Here is a 16,228-nt window from a genome sequence, read left to right as displayed (position 1 = left end):
AGGAAACCGGCCTCGGCTCCTGGAGCGCCAACGATTTCTGGCGCGCCTTGCATCACGGCAAATCGAAGGACGGCAGCTTCCTTTACCCGGCTTTCCCATACACGAACTACACCAAGGTCACCCGCGAAGATTCCAACGCACTGTTCGCTTATATGCAAACCGTGACGCCGGTGCGCCAGCCTAGCCAGGAACATGCGCTGCGCTTCCCGTATAACAATCGCATCCTGCTGGCCGGCTGGCGTGCGCTGTACTTCACGCCCGGCGCCTATCGCGCCGACAGCAAACAATCGGTCGAATGGAACCGCGGCGCCTACCTGGTGCAGGGCCTGGGCCATTGCAGCGCCTGCCACACCACGCGCAACGCCTTCGGTGCAACGGTGGCCAAATCCGACCTGGGCGGCGGCCTGATTCCGATCATGAACTGGTACGCGCCGTCATTGACCTCGGACGCCGAAGCCGGTCTCGGCAACTGGGAACTGCAACACATCACGGCGCTGCTGAAAACCGGCGTATCGCCGCGCAGCACCGTATTCGGACCGATGGCGGAAGTCGTCAGCCGCAGCTTGCAGCATCTCAACGACAGCGACATCCAGGCCATGGCGGTCTATCTGAAGTCGTTGCCGCAAAACGACCCGCCGCCCGCTTTCGATACGCCGCAACCCGACAAGGCCACGGCGGATCGCGTGATGCAGGCGGGCGCGAAGATTTATGAGCAGCATTGCGCCGAATGCCACAAGGCCGGCGGCCAGGGCATCGCACCGGCTTATCCGCCGATGAACGGCAACCGTGCATTGACCATGGGTTCGGCAGTGAATCCGATCAGGATGGTGCTCAATGGCGGCTTCCCTCCTTCAACGCAAGGCAATCCGCGTCCTTACGGCATGCCGCCGTTCGGGCAACTGCTCAACGATCAGGAAGTGGCTGCCGTGGTGTCGTACATCAGGAACAGCTGGGATAATCGTGCGGGCTTTGTGTCGCCGCAGGAAGTGAATCGCTACAGGTCGATTCCGCTGGATTGACAACGCATGGCGTCGTCATGTTGATGCGACGGCAATCAACGCCGTCGCGGAATGGTTTGACTATTTTTCTTCCATGCTGAGCTTGTAGCCCATGCCGCGTACCGTCTTGACGTAGTCGGCGGCGGCGCCCAGCGATTTGCGCAGGCGCATGATGTGGACGTCGACGGTGCGCTCTTCGATGAAGGTATGGTCGCCCCAGACCTTGTCCAGCAATTGCGCGCGCGAAAAGATGCGCTCGGGATGCGCCACCAGGTAGCGCAGCAGTTTGAATTCAGCCTGATCGAGCTCGACCTCTTGCTGATCGACCGTCACGCGATGGCGTTCGGTATCGATGCCGAGCAAGCCGTAAGTCAGGCTTTGTTGCCCCACTTCCGGCGCCTTGCGGCGCAGCAGCGCCTGCACGCGCGCCACCAGCTCCTTCGGCGAAAACGGTTTGGTGACGTAGTCGTCGGCGCCTTCGTTGAGTCCCTTGACTTTGTCTTCTTCCATCCCCTTGGCGGTCAGCATGATCACCGGCAAAGCAGCCGTGCGTGCGTCGCGGCGCCATTCGCTGAGCAATCCCAGGCCGGACGTATCTGGCAACATCCAGTCCAGCAACACCAGATGCGGCAGCGCGTCGGCGATCAACTTGCGCGCCTGCGCCGCGTCGCTGGCGATGGACGTGATGAATCCGGCGCCCTGCATGGTGAACCGCAGCAGCTCGGCGATGCTGGGCTCGTCTTCGACTAACAGGATATGTAACTGGTCTTTTGACATTCGCGGGTATGTTTTGACTTGTAATGAGCGACGCCATGGAGTGGCATCACCGGGCAGCAGCCCTTTCCCGGCTCCTGCTCCTCGCGCTGCTTGCCGGTCGGTGCGACCGGCGTCACTGCACGCTTCAGGCCGTTACTTTATCAGCAATCCGCCTTGCCATCGTCTGCGCCACGTCGGCCTGCTGCGCCTCGACCATCACGCGGATCAGGGGCTCGGTGCCGGAAGGACGGATCAGCACACGGCCGCTGTCGCCCAGCGCCTGTTCGACGGCGTCCTTTTCAGCTTGCATGCCGGGATTGGTTTTCCAGTCGAAGCCGGCCGGGATCTTCACGTTGATGAGGACTTGCGGATAGAGACGAATGTCTGCCGTCATGTCGGCCAGGCTGAGGCTGGCGCGCTTGAGCGCGGACAAGACCTGCAACGCCGAGACAATGCCGTCGCCGGTGGTGTGCTTGTCCAGGCAGAGCAAATGACCCGAGCCTTCGCCGCCCAGCAGCCAGCCGCGTTCCTGCAAGGTCTCCAGAACGTAGCGGTCACCCACTTTAGCGCGCGCGAAACCGATACCCATTTTCTTGAAAGCGACTTCCAGCGCCATGTTGGTCATCAGCGTGCCGACTGCACCCGGCACCGGGCCGGTGGCGAGACGGTCCTTGACCATCACGTACAGCAGCTCGTCGCCGTTATAGATGCGACCCGCAGCGTCCACCATCACCAGCCGGTCGGCGTCGCCGTCAAGCGCAATGCCGACGTGCGCCTTGTTTGCCAGCACAGACCTGGACAAGGCCTCCGGCGCCGTCGCGCCAAAACCTTCATTGATGTTGAGGCCGTCGGGCTTGTTGCCGATCGTGATGACTTCGGCGCCGAGTTCGTGGAACACATGCGGCGCGATATGGTAAGCCGCGCCATGCGCGCAATCGACCACGATGCGCATGCCGTGCAGATCGAGATCGTTCGGGAAGGTGCTCTTGCAGAATTCGATGTAGCGGCCCTGGGCGTCGTCCAGGCGCTTGGCCTTGCCGAGCTTTTCGGAAGACACGCAATCCATGGGCTGTTCGAGCTCCGCTTCGATCTCCGCTTCCACCGCATCCGGCAACTTGTTGCCCGACGCGGAGAAAAACTTGATGCCGTTGTCGTGATACGGATTATGCGAGGCCGAAATCACCACGCCGGCCGACAGTCGCAATGCGCGGGTGAGGTAGGCCACCGCCGGCGTCGGTACCGGTCCGGCCAGCATCACATCCACACCGGCAGCGGCAAAGCCGGCTTCCAATGCGGCCTCCAGCATGTAGCCGGAAATCCGCGTGTCCTTGCCGATCAGCACGGTCGGCTTGGCCGAGGAAGACCAGGTCTTGGTCAGCACCTTGCCGGCGGCATAGCCGAGGCGCATCACGAAATCGGGCGTAATCGGTGCAGTTCCCACACGTCCGCGCACGCCATCGGTACCAAAGTATTTTGCAGCCATGATTCTGAGCTCTTTCTTGTCAGGTATTTTTATAAATTGTTTTCACGCCGTCCCCGGCCATGCCGGCTTGCCACACGTTGAGCGCGTCGACGGTCTCCGCGACGTCATGCACACGAATGATCATCGCACCTTGCGCCGCTGCTGCCAAGGCCGCGCCGAGGCTGCCGGCCAGGCGTTGGTCAAGCGGCTTGCCGGTGATTGCACCGATCATGGATTTGCGCGACATGCCGGCCAGCAGCGGCAGATCGAGCGTATCGATCAGGCTGCGGGTATTGCGCAGCAAGTCGTAATTGTGGCCGACGCTCTTGCCGAAGCCGAAGCCGGGATCAATGCAAATGCGCTCATGTCTCACGCCCGCAGCTTCCAGTGCGCCGACGCGTTCCTGCAGGAAGGCGATTACTTCCGCCACCACGTCGCCATAACTCGGCTGCTGCTGCATGGTCTGGGGCTCGCCCTGCATGTGCATGATGCATAGTCCCGCGGCGCTATCCCTGACTGCATCGATGGCGCCGGGAGCACGGAAACCGTTGATGTCATTGATCATGTCGACCTCTGCAATCAGCGCCTCGCGCATGACCTCCGGCTTGTAGGTATCGATCGACAGCGGCTTGCCGCAATCACGCAAGGCGTAAATCACCGGCATCACGCGCCGCAGTTCTTCATCCAGCGGCACCGGCGGAATGCCCGGACGGGTCGATTCGCCGCCGATGTCGATGATGTCGACACCGTCGGCGATCATCTGTTCGGCATGCGACAAGGCGAACTCAAGCGCGGAGTAGCTGCCGCCATCGGAAAAGGAATCGGGAGTGACGTTGAGGATGCCCATGACCAGAGGCCTGCGCCCCGGCGCAACGGAAAGGCGGTAGCGCCCGCATTGTAGAGTGTGTTGACTCATTGAAGCTGCATCGTTTTCAAACCTGGCGCCCGAAGTGCCTGCAGGCGATGATTTGTCGTTATTGATTGTGCCCGTCTCCGGACTGCTTGCCACTGCTGCTTGCCGGCTGTCTATGCACTTCCGCGCCAAACAAAGAAAAAGGGCGAGGATTGCTCCTCACCCTGAGACCAGCTGTGCACCCTACCCCGCAATCAGGCGGGAGCGGTGGCGGTCGGCGAAATATCGCCTGGCGTATTGTCGGAAGACTTCTTGGCCGGGATACCCGACTTAGGCGGACGCGGTTCATTGCCCGCCATGATGTCGCTGATCTGGTCGGCGTCGATGGTTTCCCAGTCGAGCAGCTTTTGCGCCATGACTTCGACCTTGTCGCGATTCTCTTCCAGCAGACGACGCGACAGTGCGTATTGCGTGTCGAGGATACTGCGGATTTCAGCGTCGACCTTTTGCTGCGTCGCTTCCGAAACGGTCTTCGACGACATGCGGCCAAAGTAGGCGTCTTGCTCGGTGTCTTCGTAGACCATCGTGCCCAGCGCTTCCGACATGCCGTAGCGTGTCACCATGGCGCGTGCCAGCTTGGTTGCGCGCTCAAAGTCGTTGGAGGCGCCGGTCGACATCTGGTGCATGAAGATTTCTTCTGCGATACGACCGCCGAACAGGATGGCGATTTCTTCCAGCATCTTGTCCTTGTACATGTTGACGCGATCATGTTCAGGCAACTGCCAGGTCAGGCCGAGTGCATAACCGCGCGGCATGATGGTGACCTTGTGGACCGGATCCGCCTTCGGCAGCAGCTTGGCTACAACCGCGTGGCCGGACTCGTGGAACGCGGTATTGCGGCGTTCTTCTTCGCGCATCACGGCGGACTTGCGTTCCGGACCCATGACGATCTTGTCCTTGGCATCTTCGAAGTCCTGCATTTCCACCAGGCGCTTGCTGCGGCGCGCGGCGAACAATGCGGCTTCGTTCACCAGGTTGGCAAGGTCGGCGCCGGAGAAACCAGGCGTGCCGCGTGCCAGGATGTCGGCCTTGACGTCAGGAGCGATAGGCACTTTGCGCATGTGAACGTACAGGATTTGTTCGCGGCCGCGGATGTCCGGCAAACCGACCATCACCTGACGGTCGAAACGGCCCGGACGCAGCAGCGCCTTGTCGAGCACGTCGGCGCGGTTGGTGGCGGCGATCACGATGACGCCCGAGTTGGCTTCAAAACCGTCCATCTCGACCAGCATCTGGTTCAGTGTCTGTTCACGTTCGTCGTTGCCGCCGCCCATGCCGGCGCCGCGATGGCGACCGACCGCATCGATTTCATCGATGAAGATGATGCACGGTGCGTGCTTCTTGGCGTTTTCGAACATGTCGCGGACACGCGACGCGCCCACGCCGACGAACATTTCAACGAAGTCGGAACCGGAGATGGTGAAGAACGGCACCTTGGCTTCGCCGGCAATGGCGCGCGCCAGCAATGTCTTACCGGTGCCCGGAGGACCGACCATCAGCACGCCGTGGGGAATGCGGCCGCCGAGTTTCTGGAATTTGGTTGGATCGCGCAGGAATTCGACCAGCTCCTGCACTTCTTCTTTCGCTTCGTCGCAACCGGCGACGTCGGCGAAGGTGACCGAATTGCTGTTTTCATCAAGCATGCGCGCCTTCGATTTGCCGAAGGAGAACGCGCCGCCCTTGCCGCCGCCCTGCATCTGGCGCATGAAGAACACCCAGACGCCGATCAGCAACAGCATCGGGAACCAGGAAATGAATACTTGCGACAGGAAGGATTGCTCTTCAGGCTGCTTGACGTCGAATTTCACGCCGTTGTTCAGCAGATCGCCGACCAGGCCGCGGTCCAGATAGGTCGCGGCGGTTTTGACCTTTTTACCATCTTGCGTGGTTGCGATGATGCTGCGATCTTCGATGGTGGCGTCTTTGATGTGACCGGCTTTTACTTCGCTGATGAAGTCGGAGTAAGCGATCGCTGTAGCGCCGGACGCCGCACTGCGGCTGTCGAACTGTTTAAAGACCATAAACAGCACAAGCGCGATGACCACCCAGATGGCGGCTTTGGAAAACATGTTGTTCACTAGAACTCCTCCGACGCGAGCGCGCCTCATTACCTTATATATATCCGATTTTACCCGGATTCATCTGCGCTTACTAGGAAACCGTCCATACCGGCAGCCCTGCTCTGAACTACGGCAAACCGGCGGGCAAACTTGAATGCGGAAAGACGGCAACATCGCGCTGGAAACGACATGAAAACAACGCAAAAAACCGGTACAAATGACGCCTTTCGGACCTGCCAAAGAAGGTTTCCTGCAGTTGATGTGTGGCCGGACAGCGTGAAATCAAGAAGGAAAATGCGCCAAATACCGGTTTATTACGCGATTTTTACGGAAAAATACGCGCAAGGCTTACTGCGGATTTTTCAAAACCTTGCCCAGAAGGAAAATTTCCGACGACTTGTCGCGACTGGCCTTGGGCTTCTTCGACATCACCGTCTTGAATTCGGCCCGGAATTTGTGCACCAGCTCGTTGTAGCCGGTGCCGTTGAAGCATTTCACGAGCACGGAGCCGGTCGGCTTCATGTGCGCCTGAGCGAATTCAATTGCCAGATCGATAAGATGCTCGACCCGCGCCGCATCGGAAATCGCTACGCCGGACAGGTTGGGCGCCATGTCGGACAGCACCAGACAGAATCGCTTCCAGCTGGCGCAGGGAATCCTCCTCGCGGAAGTCGCCCTGGATGAAGTGGACGTCGGCAATCGGATCCATCGGCAGCATGTCCAGCCCGATGATGGTGCCGCGGATGCCGCCGCCTTCGAGGCCGGCCAGCTTGTTGCGGGCGTACTGCGACCAGCTGCCGGGCGTCGAGCCGAGGTCGACGATGACCTGGCCGGGCTTGATCAGCTTCTCTTCCTCGTCGATTTCCTTGAGCTTGTAGGCCGCGCGTGCGCGATAGCCTTCCTTCTGCGCAAGCTTCACATACGGGTCGTTAATGTGATCGTGCAGCCAGTTTTTGTTTAATTTCTTCTTTGCCATTCGCGTAGAATACTGGTTTTAAATATTGAGGGACAGAGTTCGGTCCGGTTCTTGCCGGCCTCAGGCTACAAGCCGCTCTCCCACCGGAAACAAACTATGTTGAAACTTACTCCTGCAGAGCGCAGTGAATTGCGCGCCGAAGCGCATGGCCTGAGCCCTGTCGTGATCGTCGGCGAAGGCGGCCTGACGCCTGCAGTCACCAAAGAAATCGATGCCAGCCTGAACGCCCACGGCCTTATCAAGGTGCGCGTGTTCGGAGATGACCGCGAAGCCCGCGTCGCCATTTACGACACCATCTGCGAAGAACTGAAAGCCGCGCCGGTGCAACACATCGGCAAGCTGCTGGTGATCTTCCGTCCCAAGAAGGACGCCGTCAAGGAACGCAGCGAAACACGCGGCAAGGGCATGCGCGAAGTCACCATCGTCAAGCCCAGCGCCAGCGGCACCAAGCGCCCATCGGTGACCAAGGTCATGATCAAGGGTAACGAACGCGTTACGGCGGGCGGCTCGATCAAGCGCGCCAAACCGCGTCAGAAGAGTGCAAAAAAATCCATGGGCTGATCATCCACCCATCGGATTTGAGCAAGAAAAAATGCCCGCTTCAGCGGGCATTTTCTTAACCATCGCAGAGTGCCGTAAATTATTTCCAGCTCATCAACAGCACCTGCGTCGGCCTTTTACGCCATGACTTAAACGTAGCGCACTTTCAGAATTTCATACTCGCGCACGCCCGATGGCGCTTCGACCGCAACCACGTCGCCGGCGCTCTTGCCGATCAGTGCACGTGCGATCGGCGATGTCACCGACACCTTCGACACCTTGATATCGGCTTCGTCGATACCGACGATCTGATAGGTGACTTTTTCACCGCTGTCCAGATTTTCCAGATCGACGGTCGCAGCAAACACCACGCGTCCGTCGGCGCCCGAGCTCAGGGTCGCGGGATCGACGATCAGCGACGAACCCAGCTTGCCTTCCAGATCCGCAATACGGCCTTCGATGAAAGCCTGGCGTTCCTTGGCGGCATCATATTCGGCGTTTTCCGACAGATCGCCTTGCGCGCGCGCTTCGGCAATCGCGTTGATGACGGCCGGACGTTCTTTGGTTTTCAGACGTTGCAACTCTTCCTTCAGAAGCTCTGCACCATACTTGGTGATGGGTACTGTACTCATAAAACTCTCAACAAAAAAATGAGGCACTTTTGTATGACTTGCCCCCATAAGGCTGTTGGGACATTGCCCTGGAAACGGTGGTCCGCCCAGCGCAATGTCCCAACAGCCCTTGCGGGCAAATACAGAGTTTGCCGTTAAAAAAGACACAGAGGGCATCGAATACTCAGATGCCCTCTGTGGCTAGCAATAAAACGTGTATGAGGGTTTAGTGTATAGCTTTATGCAGCCCTTGTAAATCATACACATCCAGCGCATTCAGATGACGCATGCCCTCCACCGCAGCCTCTGCGCCGGCGATGGTCGTGAACGTCGTCACGCGCGCTGCCAGTGCCGAAGTACGGATCGCGCCGGAGTCGGCAATCGCGGTGCGCTTCTCTTCGACCGTGTTGACCACGAGTGTGATTTCGTTGTTCTTGATCATGTCGACGATGTGCGGACGACCTTCAACCACCTTGTTCACGGTGGTCACGGGAATGCCGGCCGCGCTGATGGCGGCGGCGGTACCCTTGGTCGCGACGATCGAGAAGCCGAGGCCGACCAGATCCTTCGCCACTTGCACGGCGCGCGGCTTGTCGCTGCCCTTGACGCTCAGGAATACCTTGCCCGATGTCGGCAGCTTGACGCCCGCGCCCAGCTGCGACTTCACGAAGGCTTCGCCGAAGGTCTTGCCCACGCCCATGACTTCGCCGGTCGACTTCATCTCAGGTCCGAGGATGGTGTCGACGCCCGGGAACTTGACGAACGGGAACACGGCTTCCTTGACGCTGAAGTAAGGCGGGATCACTTCGTTCTTGATGCCCTGGCTGTCCAGCGACTGGCCGACCATGCAGCGTGCGGCGATCTTGGCCAGTTGCAGGCCGGTTGCCTTGGAGACGAACGGCACGGTGCGCGAGGCACGCGGGTTCACTTCCAGTACGAAGACGACGTCTTGCAGCTTGCCGTCGACTTCAGTTTGCTGGATCGCGAACTGCACGTTCATCAGGCCGACCACGTTGAGGCCCTTGGCCATCAATGCAGTCTGGCGCTTCAGTTCTTCGATGGTGTCTTTCGCCAGCGAGTAAGGCGGCAGCGAGCAGGCCGAGTCGCCAGAGTGCACGCCGGCTTGTTCGATATGTTCCATCACGCCGCCGATGAAGGTGCGCTCGCCGTCCGACAGGCAGTCGACGTCGACTTCGATCGCATCGTTCAGGAAGCGGTCCAGCAGCACCGGCGAGTCATGCGACACCTTGACCGCTTCGCGCATATAGCGCTCGAGGTCGCGTTGCTCGTGGACGATTTCCATCGCGCGGCCACCCAGCACGTACGACGGACGCACCACCAGCGGATAACCGATTTCCTGCGCCAGGCGCAGTGCGTCTGCTTCGGTACGCGCGGTACGGTTCGGCGGTTGACGCAGGCCGAGGTCTTGCAACAGTTTTTGGAAACGCTCGCGGTCTTCCGCAGCGTCGATCATGTCCGGCGAGGTGCCGACGATAGGCACGCCGTTGGCTTCCAGGTCGAGCGCCAGCTTCAGCGGCGTCTGGCCGCCGTACTGGACGATCACGCCGTATGGTTTTTCCAGCGCGACGATTTCCAGCACGTCTTCCAGCGTCAGCGATTCGAAATACAGACGGTCGGAGGTGTCGTAGTCGGTCGAGACGGTTTCCGGATTGCAGTTGACCATGATGGTTTCGTAACCGTCTTCGCGCATTGCCAGCGCAGCGTGCACGCAGCAATAGTCGAATTCGATACCCTGGCCGATGCGGTTCGGACCGCCGCCCAGGACCATGATTTTTTTCTTGTCGGTCGGCTTCGACTCGCACTCTTCTTCATAGGTCGAGTACATGTACGCGGTATTGGTCGAGAATTCGCCGGCGCAGGTATCGACGCGCTTGTAGACAGGGCGAATATTCAGCGCATGGCGCTTCTCCCGCACGGCGGTGTCGGTGACCTTCAGCAGCTTGGCCAGGCGACGGTCGGCGAAACCCTTTTGCTTGAGCTTGTACAGCGTTGCCTTGTCCAGACCTTCCAGCGTCTGGCTGCTTTCCAGCCACAATTCGATATCGACGATTTCCTTGATCTGCGACAGGAACCACGGATCGATGTGCGTCAGGCCGTGCACTTCTTCCAGCGTGAAACCTTGTGCGAATGCATCGCCCACATACCAGATACGGTCAGGACCAGGCTCGCCCAGTTCTTCCTTGATGGTTTCGTGGTCGGTGGTCTTTTCGTTCATGCCGTCGACGCCGACTTCCAGGCCGCGCAGGGCTTTCTGGAACGATTCCTGGAAGGTGCGGCCGATCGCCATGACTTCACCGACCGACTTCATTTGCGTGGTCAGGTGGTTATCGGCTTGCGGGAATTTCTCGAACGCAAAGCGTGGAATCTTGGTGACGACATAATCGATCGACGGCTCGAACGAGGCCGGCGTCGCGCCGCCGGTGATTTCGTTGCGCAGCTCATCCAAAGTAAAACCAACCGCCAGCTTGGCGGCGATCTTGGCGATCGGGAAACCGGTCGCCTTGGAAGCCAGCGCCGACGAACGCGAGACGCGCGGATTCATTTCGATGACGATCATGCGGCCGTCGGCCGGATTGACCGAGAACTGCACGTTGGAACCGCCGGTATCGACGCCGATTTCACGCAGCACCGCCAGCGAGGCGTTACGCATGATCTGGTATTCCTTGTCGGTCAGCGTTTGCGCCGGTGCGACAGTGATGGAGTCGCCGGTGTGCACGCCCATCGGATCCAGGTTTTCGATCGAGCAAACGATGATGCAGTTGTCGGCCTTGTCGCGCACGACTTCCATCTCGTACTCTTTCCAGCCGATCAGCGATTCTTCAATCAGCAGTTCGGTGGTCGGCGATGCTTCCAGGCCGCGCTTGCAGATGGTTTCGAATTCTTCGGCGTTGTAGGCGATGCCGCCGCCGGTGCCGCCCATGGTGAACGATGGACGAATGATGACCGGGAAGCCCAGTTCCTTCTGCACCGCCCACGATTCTTCCAGGGTGTGCGCCACGCCCGAACGTGCGGAGCCCAGACCGATCTTGGTCATGGCGTCCTTGAACTTGGAGCGGTCTTCGGCCTTGTCGATGGCTTCCGGCGAGGCGCCGATCAGTTCGCAACCGTATTTTTCGAGCACGCCGTTGCGGTGCAGGTCGAGTGCGCAGTTCAGCGCAGTCTGGCCGCCCATGGTCGGCAGGATCGCGTCCGGCTTTTCCTTGGCGATGATGCGTTCCACCACTTGCCAGGTAATCGGCTCGATGTAGGTGACGTCGGCCATTTCAGGGTCGGTCATGATGGTCGCGGGATTGCTATTGACCAGGATGACTTTGTAGCCCTCTTCACGCAGCGCCTTACAGGCTTGCGCACCGGAATAGTCGAATTCGCAGGCCTGGCCGATGATGATCGGACCAGCGCCGATGATCAGGATGCTTTTAATGTCGTTACGCTTAGGCATGGTTCTTTTTCTCCATCATCGCCACAAATTTATCGAACAGGGGGGCGATGTCATGCGGCCCGGGCGATGCTTCGGGGTGGCCCTGGAAGCAGAACGCAGGCTTATCGGTACGGGCGAAACCTTGCAGCGAACCGTCGAACAGCGACACGTGCGTGACGCGGCAGTTGGCCGGCAAGGTTGCGGCATCCACGGCGAAACCGTGGTTTTGCGAAGTGATCAGCACTTGCCTGGTGTCCAGGTCCTGGACCGGATGGTTGGCGCCGTGGTGGCCGAACTTCATCTTCAGTGTCTTGGCGCCGGAGGCCAGCGCCATGATCTGGTGGCCGAGGCAGATGCCGAAGGTCGGGATGCCGCGCTCGATCAGTTCCCTGGACGCGGCAATCGCGTAGTCGCATGGCTCCGGATCGCCGGGACCATTGGACAGGAAGATGCCGTCCGGATTCAGGGCCAGCGCTTCAGCAGCGGACGCCTGCGCCGGCAGCACGGTCACTTTGCAGCCGCGCTCGGCGAGCATGCGCAGGATGTTGTACTTGACGCCGTAGTCGAACGCGACCACGTGGAATTTCGGCGTGATCTGCTGACCGTAGCCGCGACCCAGTTTCCACTCGGTCTCGGTCCAGTTGTAGGCTTGCCTGGTCGACACGACCTTGGCCAGGTCCATGCCGGCCAGTCCCGGGAAACCGCGCGCCAGCTCCAGCGCCTTGGCGGTTGCCGCTTCAATGTTTGTTTCGCCGGCGACGATGGCGCCGCCTTGCGCGCCCTTTTCACGCAGGATGCGGGTCAGCTTGCGCGTGTCGATATCGGCAATGGCCACGATGTTGCTGGCTTGCAGGTATTCGGTCAGTGTTTGCTTGGTGCGGAAATTGGAAGTCAGACGCGGCAGATCCTTGATGATCAGGCCGGCAGCGTGAATCTGCGAGGCTTCGACGTCTTCGGGATTGACGCCGGCATTGCCGATATGCGGGTAAGTCAGTGTGACGATCTGTTGGCTGTAGCTGGGATCGGTCAGAATTTCCTGGTAGCCGGTCATGGCGGTGTTGAAAACCACCTCACCTGTCGTGTTGCCGGCAGCGCCGATGGAAACACCAAGAAAAACGGACCCGTCTGCTAGCGCGAGGATGGCCGGAACGGTAGGGCCAGAAAGAAGAGGCAGCAAGGGTAACTCCTGAGATTGTTACCGCCGCTGGCCTGACCAGATCGTGCTGCAGAGATTCTGCACTCAGTTACCCAACCGACGACCGGCGCAAATTCCCCGTTTTGATGCAATGGGGAGCTTGGTTGGCGTGCTGGGACGAGATGGAAGATTCGGTATGCGCTACGGCGGAATTTAAATTAGCTAAACCGCTCGATTATAGCGCAAAATGCGCCCCCCAGCAAATCCTAAGATTGCCGGAAAGCGCATTTCAGGGGCTTGCCCGTAGACAAAAATCGGCTAAAAATCAACTAATTAGCAAATTACGCATCTGCCAACATCGTTACCGATCAACGCTATCAGAGACCCAGTGCGGCGATGCCTGCCTTGCCGATCTGTACGTCTTCCGACGACTTCACGCCCGACACGCCGACCGCGCCGACACATTGACCGTCGACCACGATAGGCACGCCGCCTTCCAGCAAGCCGTCCAGTTCAGGCGCGCACAGGAAGGAGAAACGGCCGTTGTTGATCATGTCTTCATAGATCTTGCTTTCACGGCGACCCAGCGCAGCGGTGCGGGCCTTGGCCGGGGCGATCTGCGAGGAGATCGGAGCAGCGCCGTCCATGCGTTGCAGCCACAGCAGGTGGCCGCCATCGTCGACCACGGAAATGACCACATTCCAGTTGTTGGCACGGGCTTCGGCTTCGGCGCCGGCGGCAATTTTCTTCAGATCGTCGAGGGTCAGATACGGTTTCGTTTGCATGATGCTCCCAAATGGCTCAAGTAAAAAAAGAATGCTGATTGTAATTCGAGATTGGCTCGCCGGCGCAAAATATGCAAAACCCGGGAGATCGCCCCCTTCGTCGAGGGCATCCTCCTGCACGTAAGGTCTTGACTTTATTGCAATTTTTGTAAGATAACGAGAAATAAGCTTTTGACATTACTGGCTAAATTGTTTACATTCCAGCAGTCATACCCATAGGAAAATGTCCTGATGACAACACGCAACGCCGCAAAAACCAACCGATTCCGACGACACCTCGCAAAATCATGCGTGCTGGCTGCCGGATTCTGGTTCTGCAGCGCTGCATGGAGTATCGAAACACCCCTGCAACAAGACACCCCTCCTCCCGGCAAGGCAAACATCGCTCTCGCCAAACTGCACGACATCACCAACCGCGCTTCCGAACTGGCTGTCCAGGCATTGAGCATGCTCGGCATCAACTATCGTTACGGCGGCACATCGCCGGAAACCGGCCTCGATTGCAGCGGCCTGGTGCGTTATGTGTTCAAGGAAGCGCTCGGCACGGATTTACCGCGCACTTCGGCCGAGATCAGCCGCGTCGGCGAAAAAGTGGTTGACCTGCGTCCGGGCGACCTGGTGTTCTACAACACGCTGCGCCGCGGCTTCTCGCATGTCGGCATCTATCTCGGCGATGGCAAATTCATCCATTCGCCCTCCGCCGGCGGCCAGGTGCGCATCGAAGACATGGATGTGGCTTACTGGAAAAAGCGCTTTAATGGTGCACGCCGCATTTCGACGACTGCTGAAGACCAGCAATAAGTTTTCTGCGGGACTTCATCCGCAGCTCCCCTCATCACCTTCCCGGTCGCCTTCGTAGCACCCTCTTATTTCCCGCCTGACAACGCAGATCAGTTCCCGCCTTTGAGTTTCAGCTTCGCCTTCAGGTCAGGCATCGCCTTCATGGCGGCCTGCTCGCCGGCCAGGATCGCCAGGTTGCGGCCGGCGAAATCGCTGCCCTTCATCGCTCCCAGACCAGGCTGAATCACGACATCGGCATCTTTTAGCTCGTAGTTGTTGATGCTCTGTCCCATGATCGCGAAAGTTTGCAGCATGACATCGACCGAACTGGCCGAAGCCTGCGCCTCGGGCTGGGCTGAGATATTTACCGCGATGACGAAGTCTGCGCCCATCTCGCGCGCAAAATGCACCGGCACCGGCGCCACCAGTCCGCCGTCCACATAATAGTGATCGCCGATCTTGACCGACTGGAATACGCCCGGCACGGCCGATGACGCGCGCACCGCGATGCCGGCATTACCGCGCCGGAACAGGATCGCCTGGCCGGTTTTGAGATCGGTCGCCACGGCACCGAATGGGATCTTGAATTTTTCGATCGGCAGGTTGTTCACCGAACGATTCACATACGTCTGCACGCCCTCGCCCTTGAGCACGCCGCTGACCTTGGCGAAGAACGGCACCGACCAATCGGAAATGGTCGCCTCGTCCATGTCCAGCGCCAGCTTCTGCAGCGCAAAGCCACTGTTGCCGGCGGCGTAAAGCGCGCCGACCAGGCTGCCTGCACTGGTGCCGACCACGATGTCAGGCACGATACCTTGCGACTCCAGCGCCTTGATCACGCCCACGTGCGCAAACCCACGCGCGGCGCCGCCACCCAGGGCCAGTGCAATACGCGGCTTTTGCGGCAATTTGGTCGGCGCTGCCACCGGCGTCACCGGAGACGTTTCGATAGGCGTTGCCGACTTGGACGGCATCAAGCCATTGCAGGCCGTCAACAAAACAGCGGAGGATAAGGCGAGGAAGCGATGCAAAACAGACATGTTCTTCTAGAGCAGAGAATCTCAGCCCGAACGGGCGCAGCCATTTTAGCGTAATCGCCCCATCCAATCGGCACTTGATTAGGAAACAATCATTTCCTATAATTGCAGGCATGGCCTCCACTCCTCCCAACATTCCTCGCAGCCGCGGCCGTCCGCGCGAGTTCGATATCGATGCAGCACTGGACAAGGCAATTGTCGTGTTTACGGAAAAGGGCTATTACGGCGCCTCGGTCAGCGATCTGGGGACCGCCCTGGGATTGACCGCCGGCAGCATCTACAAGGCCTTCGACGATAAAAGAGCGGTTTTCATCGCCGCCCTCGAACGCTATATCGCGCTGCGCACCGAACGCCTGCGACAAGCGCTGGAGTCCGCCCGGACCGGTCGCGAACGGGTGCGGACCTTGCTGGCGCTCTATGCGGCATCAAGCTACGACGACGATGGTCGGCGCGGCTGCCTGATCGTCAGCAGCGCCGTCGAGCTCGCGATTTCCGATCCTGAGATCGCCGGACGCGTGGCGCAATCCCTTGATGTCCACGAAAAGCGACTGGCCCTGTTCATTCGCCAAGGGCAGGAAGATGGCAGCGTTCCTGCCCATGTCGAAGCAGCGGCGACAGCCCGTTTGCTCTTGTGCGTCATGCAGGGCATGCGCGTCATCGGCAAGACAGGCCGCAGCAAGAAAGAAATGAACGGCCTGATTGACAAGGCCATGAAAGTGCTCGATTAAAAATTTTT

13 protein-coding genes and 1 pseudogene are annotated in these 16,228 nt (G+C 59.4%); 4 read left to right on the top strand and 10 right to left on the bottom strand.

What is annotated here, in order from left to right; all coding sequences use genetic code 11:
• Nucleotides 1–1,019 (top strand): c-type cytochrome (locus HLUSI_RS0115195; RefSeq protein ID WP_016834796.1); only part of this gene is annotated, 1,019 nt, incomplete at its 5' end.
• Between the two features lie 60 nt (nucleotides 1,020–1,079).
• Here HLUSI_RS0115195 and phoB read toward each other — a convergent pair.
• The 5 genes and pseudogenes from phoB to HLUSI_RS28845 all read right to left on the bottom strand — a co-directional run bounded on the left by phoB (nucleotide 1,080) and on the right by HLUSI_RS28845 (nucleotide 7,165).
• On the bottom strand, nucleotides 1,080–1,775 hold the full coding sequence (gene phoB / locus HLUSI_RS0115190; RefSeq protein WP_016834795.1) for a phosphate regulon transcriptional regulator PhoB: 696 nt from the start codon (nucleotides 1,773–1,775) through the stop codon (nucleotides 1,080–1,082).
• Between the two features lie 124 nt (nucleotides 1,776–1,899).
• Complete coding sequence (glmM, locus tag HLUSI_RS0115185; RefSeq protein ID WP_029363569.1) at nucleotides 1,900–3,237, bottom strand: phosphoglucosamine mutase; 1,338 nt, start codon at nucleotides 3,235–3,237, stop codon at nucleotides 1,900–1,902.
• A 19-nt stretch (nucleotides 3,238–3,256) separates the two neighbouring features.
• Nucleotides 3,257–4,132, bottom strand: coding sequence for a dihydropteroate synthase (gene folP / locus HLUSI_RS0115180; RefSeq protein WP_029363568.1), 876 nt, complete (start codon nucleotides 4,130–4,132; stop codon nucleotides 3,257–3,259).
• Between the two features lie 191 nt (nucleotides 4,133–4,323).
• On the bottom strand, nucleotides 4,324–6,207 hold the full coding sequence (gene ftsH / locus HLUSI_RS0115175; RefSeq protein ID WP_016834792.1) for an ATP-dependent zinc metalloprotease FtsH: 1,884 nt from the start codon (nucleotides 6,205–6,207) through the stop codon (nucleotides 4,324–4,326).
• A 330-nt stretch (nucleotides 6,208–6,537) separates the two neighbouring features.
• Nucleotides 6,538–7,165: pseudogene (locus HLUSI_RS28845) on the bottom strand (RlmE family RNA methyltransferase).
• Nucleotides 7,166–7,261: 96 nt separating this feature from the next.
• Between HLUSI_RS28845 and HLUSI_RS0115165 the strand changes: the two are divergent.
• Nucleotides 7,262–7,726 carry a YhbY family RNA-binding protein gene (locus HLUSI_RS0115165; protein ID WP_029363567.1) on the top strand — a complete coding sequence of 155 codons (465 nt, stop codon included), beginning with the start codon at nucleotides 7,262–7,264 and terminating at the stop codon, nucleotides 7,724–7,726.
• Nucleotides 7,727–7,854: 128 nt separating this feature from the next.
• Here HLUSI_RS0115165 and greA read toward each other — a convergent pair whose 3' ends face one another.
• The 4 genes from greA to HLUSI_RS0115145 form a co-directional block, all read right to left on the bottom strand.
• Entirely contained in the window at nucleotides 7,855–8,337 is a 483-nt protein-coding gene (greA, locus tag HLUSI_RS0115160) for a transcription elongation factor GreA (protein WP_029363566.1), read from the bottom strand.
• 205 nt (nucleotides 8,338–8,542) lie between these two features.
• On the bottom strand, nucleotides 8,543–11,776 hold the full coding sequence (carB, locus tag HLUSI_RS0115155; RefSeq protein WP_016834789.1) for a carbamoyl-phosphate synthase large subunit: 3,234 nt from the start codon (nucleotides 11,774–11,776) through the stop codon (nucleotides 8,543–8,545).
• Nucleotides 11,769–12,932: a glutamine-hydrolyzing carbamoyl-phosphate synthase small subunit gene (carA, locus tag HLUSI_RS0115150; RefSeq protein ID WP_029363565.1), complete on the bottom strand. Its 1,164-nt coding sequence runs from the start codon at nucleotides 12,930–12,932 to the stop codon at nucleotides 11,769–11,771. Before carA ends, carB begins: the two co-directional genes overlap by 8 nt.
• Nucleotides 12,933–13,267: 335 nt before the next feature.
• Entirely contained in the window at nucleotides 13,268–13,675 is a 408-nt protein-coding gene (locus HLUSI_RS0115145; protein WP_016834787.1) for a GlcG/HbpS family heme-binding protein, read from the bottom strand.
• 231 nt (nucleotides 13,676–13,906) lie between these two features.
• Here HLUSI_RS0115145 and HLUSI_RS0115140 point away from each other — a divergent pair, with 231 nt between their 5' ends.
• Entirely contained in the window at nucleotides 13,907–14,476 is a 570-nt protein-coding gene (locus HLUSI_RS0115140) for a C40 family peptidase (protein ID WP_029363564.1), read from the top strand.
• Between the two features lie 89 nt (nucleotides 14,477–14,565).
• Here the strand turns inward: HLUSI_RS0115140 and HLUSI_RS0115135 are convergent, their stop codons facing one another.
• Nucleotides 14,566–15,495, bottom strand: a complete 930-nt coding sequence (locus HLUSI_RS0115135; protein WP_029363563.1) for a patatin-like phospholipase family protein — start codon at nucleotides 15,493–15,495, stop codon at nucleotides 14,566–14,568.
• A gap of 110 nt (nucleotides 15,496–15,605) precedes the next feature.
• On the opposite strand from HLUSI_RS0115135, the gene HLUSI_RS0115130 reads away from it, so the two are divergent.
• Nucleotides 15,606–16,220 carry a TetR/AcrR family transcriptional regulator gene (locus tag HLUSI_RS0115130; protein WP_016834784.1) on the top strand — a complete coding sequence of 205 codons (615 nt, stop codon included), beginning with the start codon at nucleotides 15,606–15,608 and terminating at the stop codon, nucleotides 16,218–16,220.
• Nucleotides 16,221–16,228: the final 8 nt, after the last annotated feature.

It is taken from the genome of Herbaspirillum lusitanum P6-12 (assembly GCF_000256565.1).
GTDB lineage: Bacteria > Pseudomonadota > Gammaproteobacteria > Burkholderiales > Burkholderiaceae_D > Herbaspirillum > Herbaspirillum lusitanum.
The sequence above is the reverse complement of the archived record's forward strand: the minus strand, read 5'-3'. Positions and strand labels throughout refer to the sequence as shown.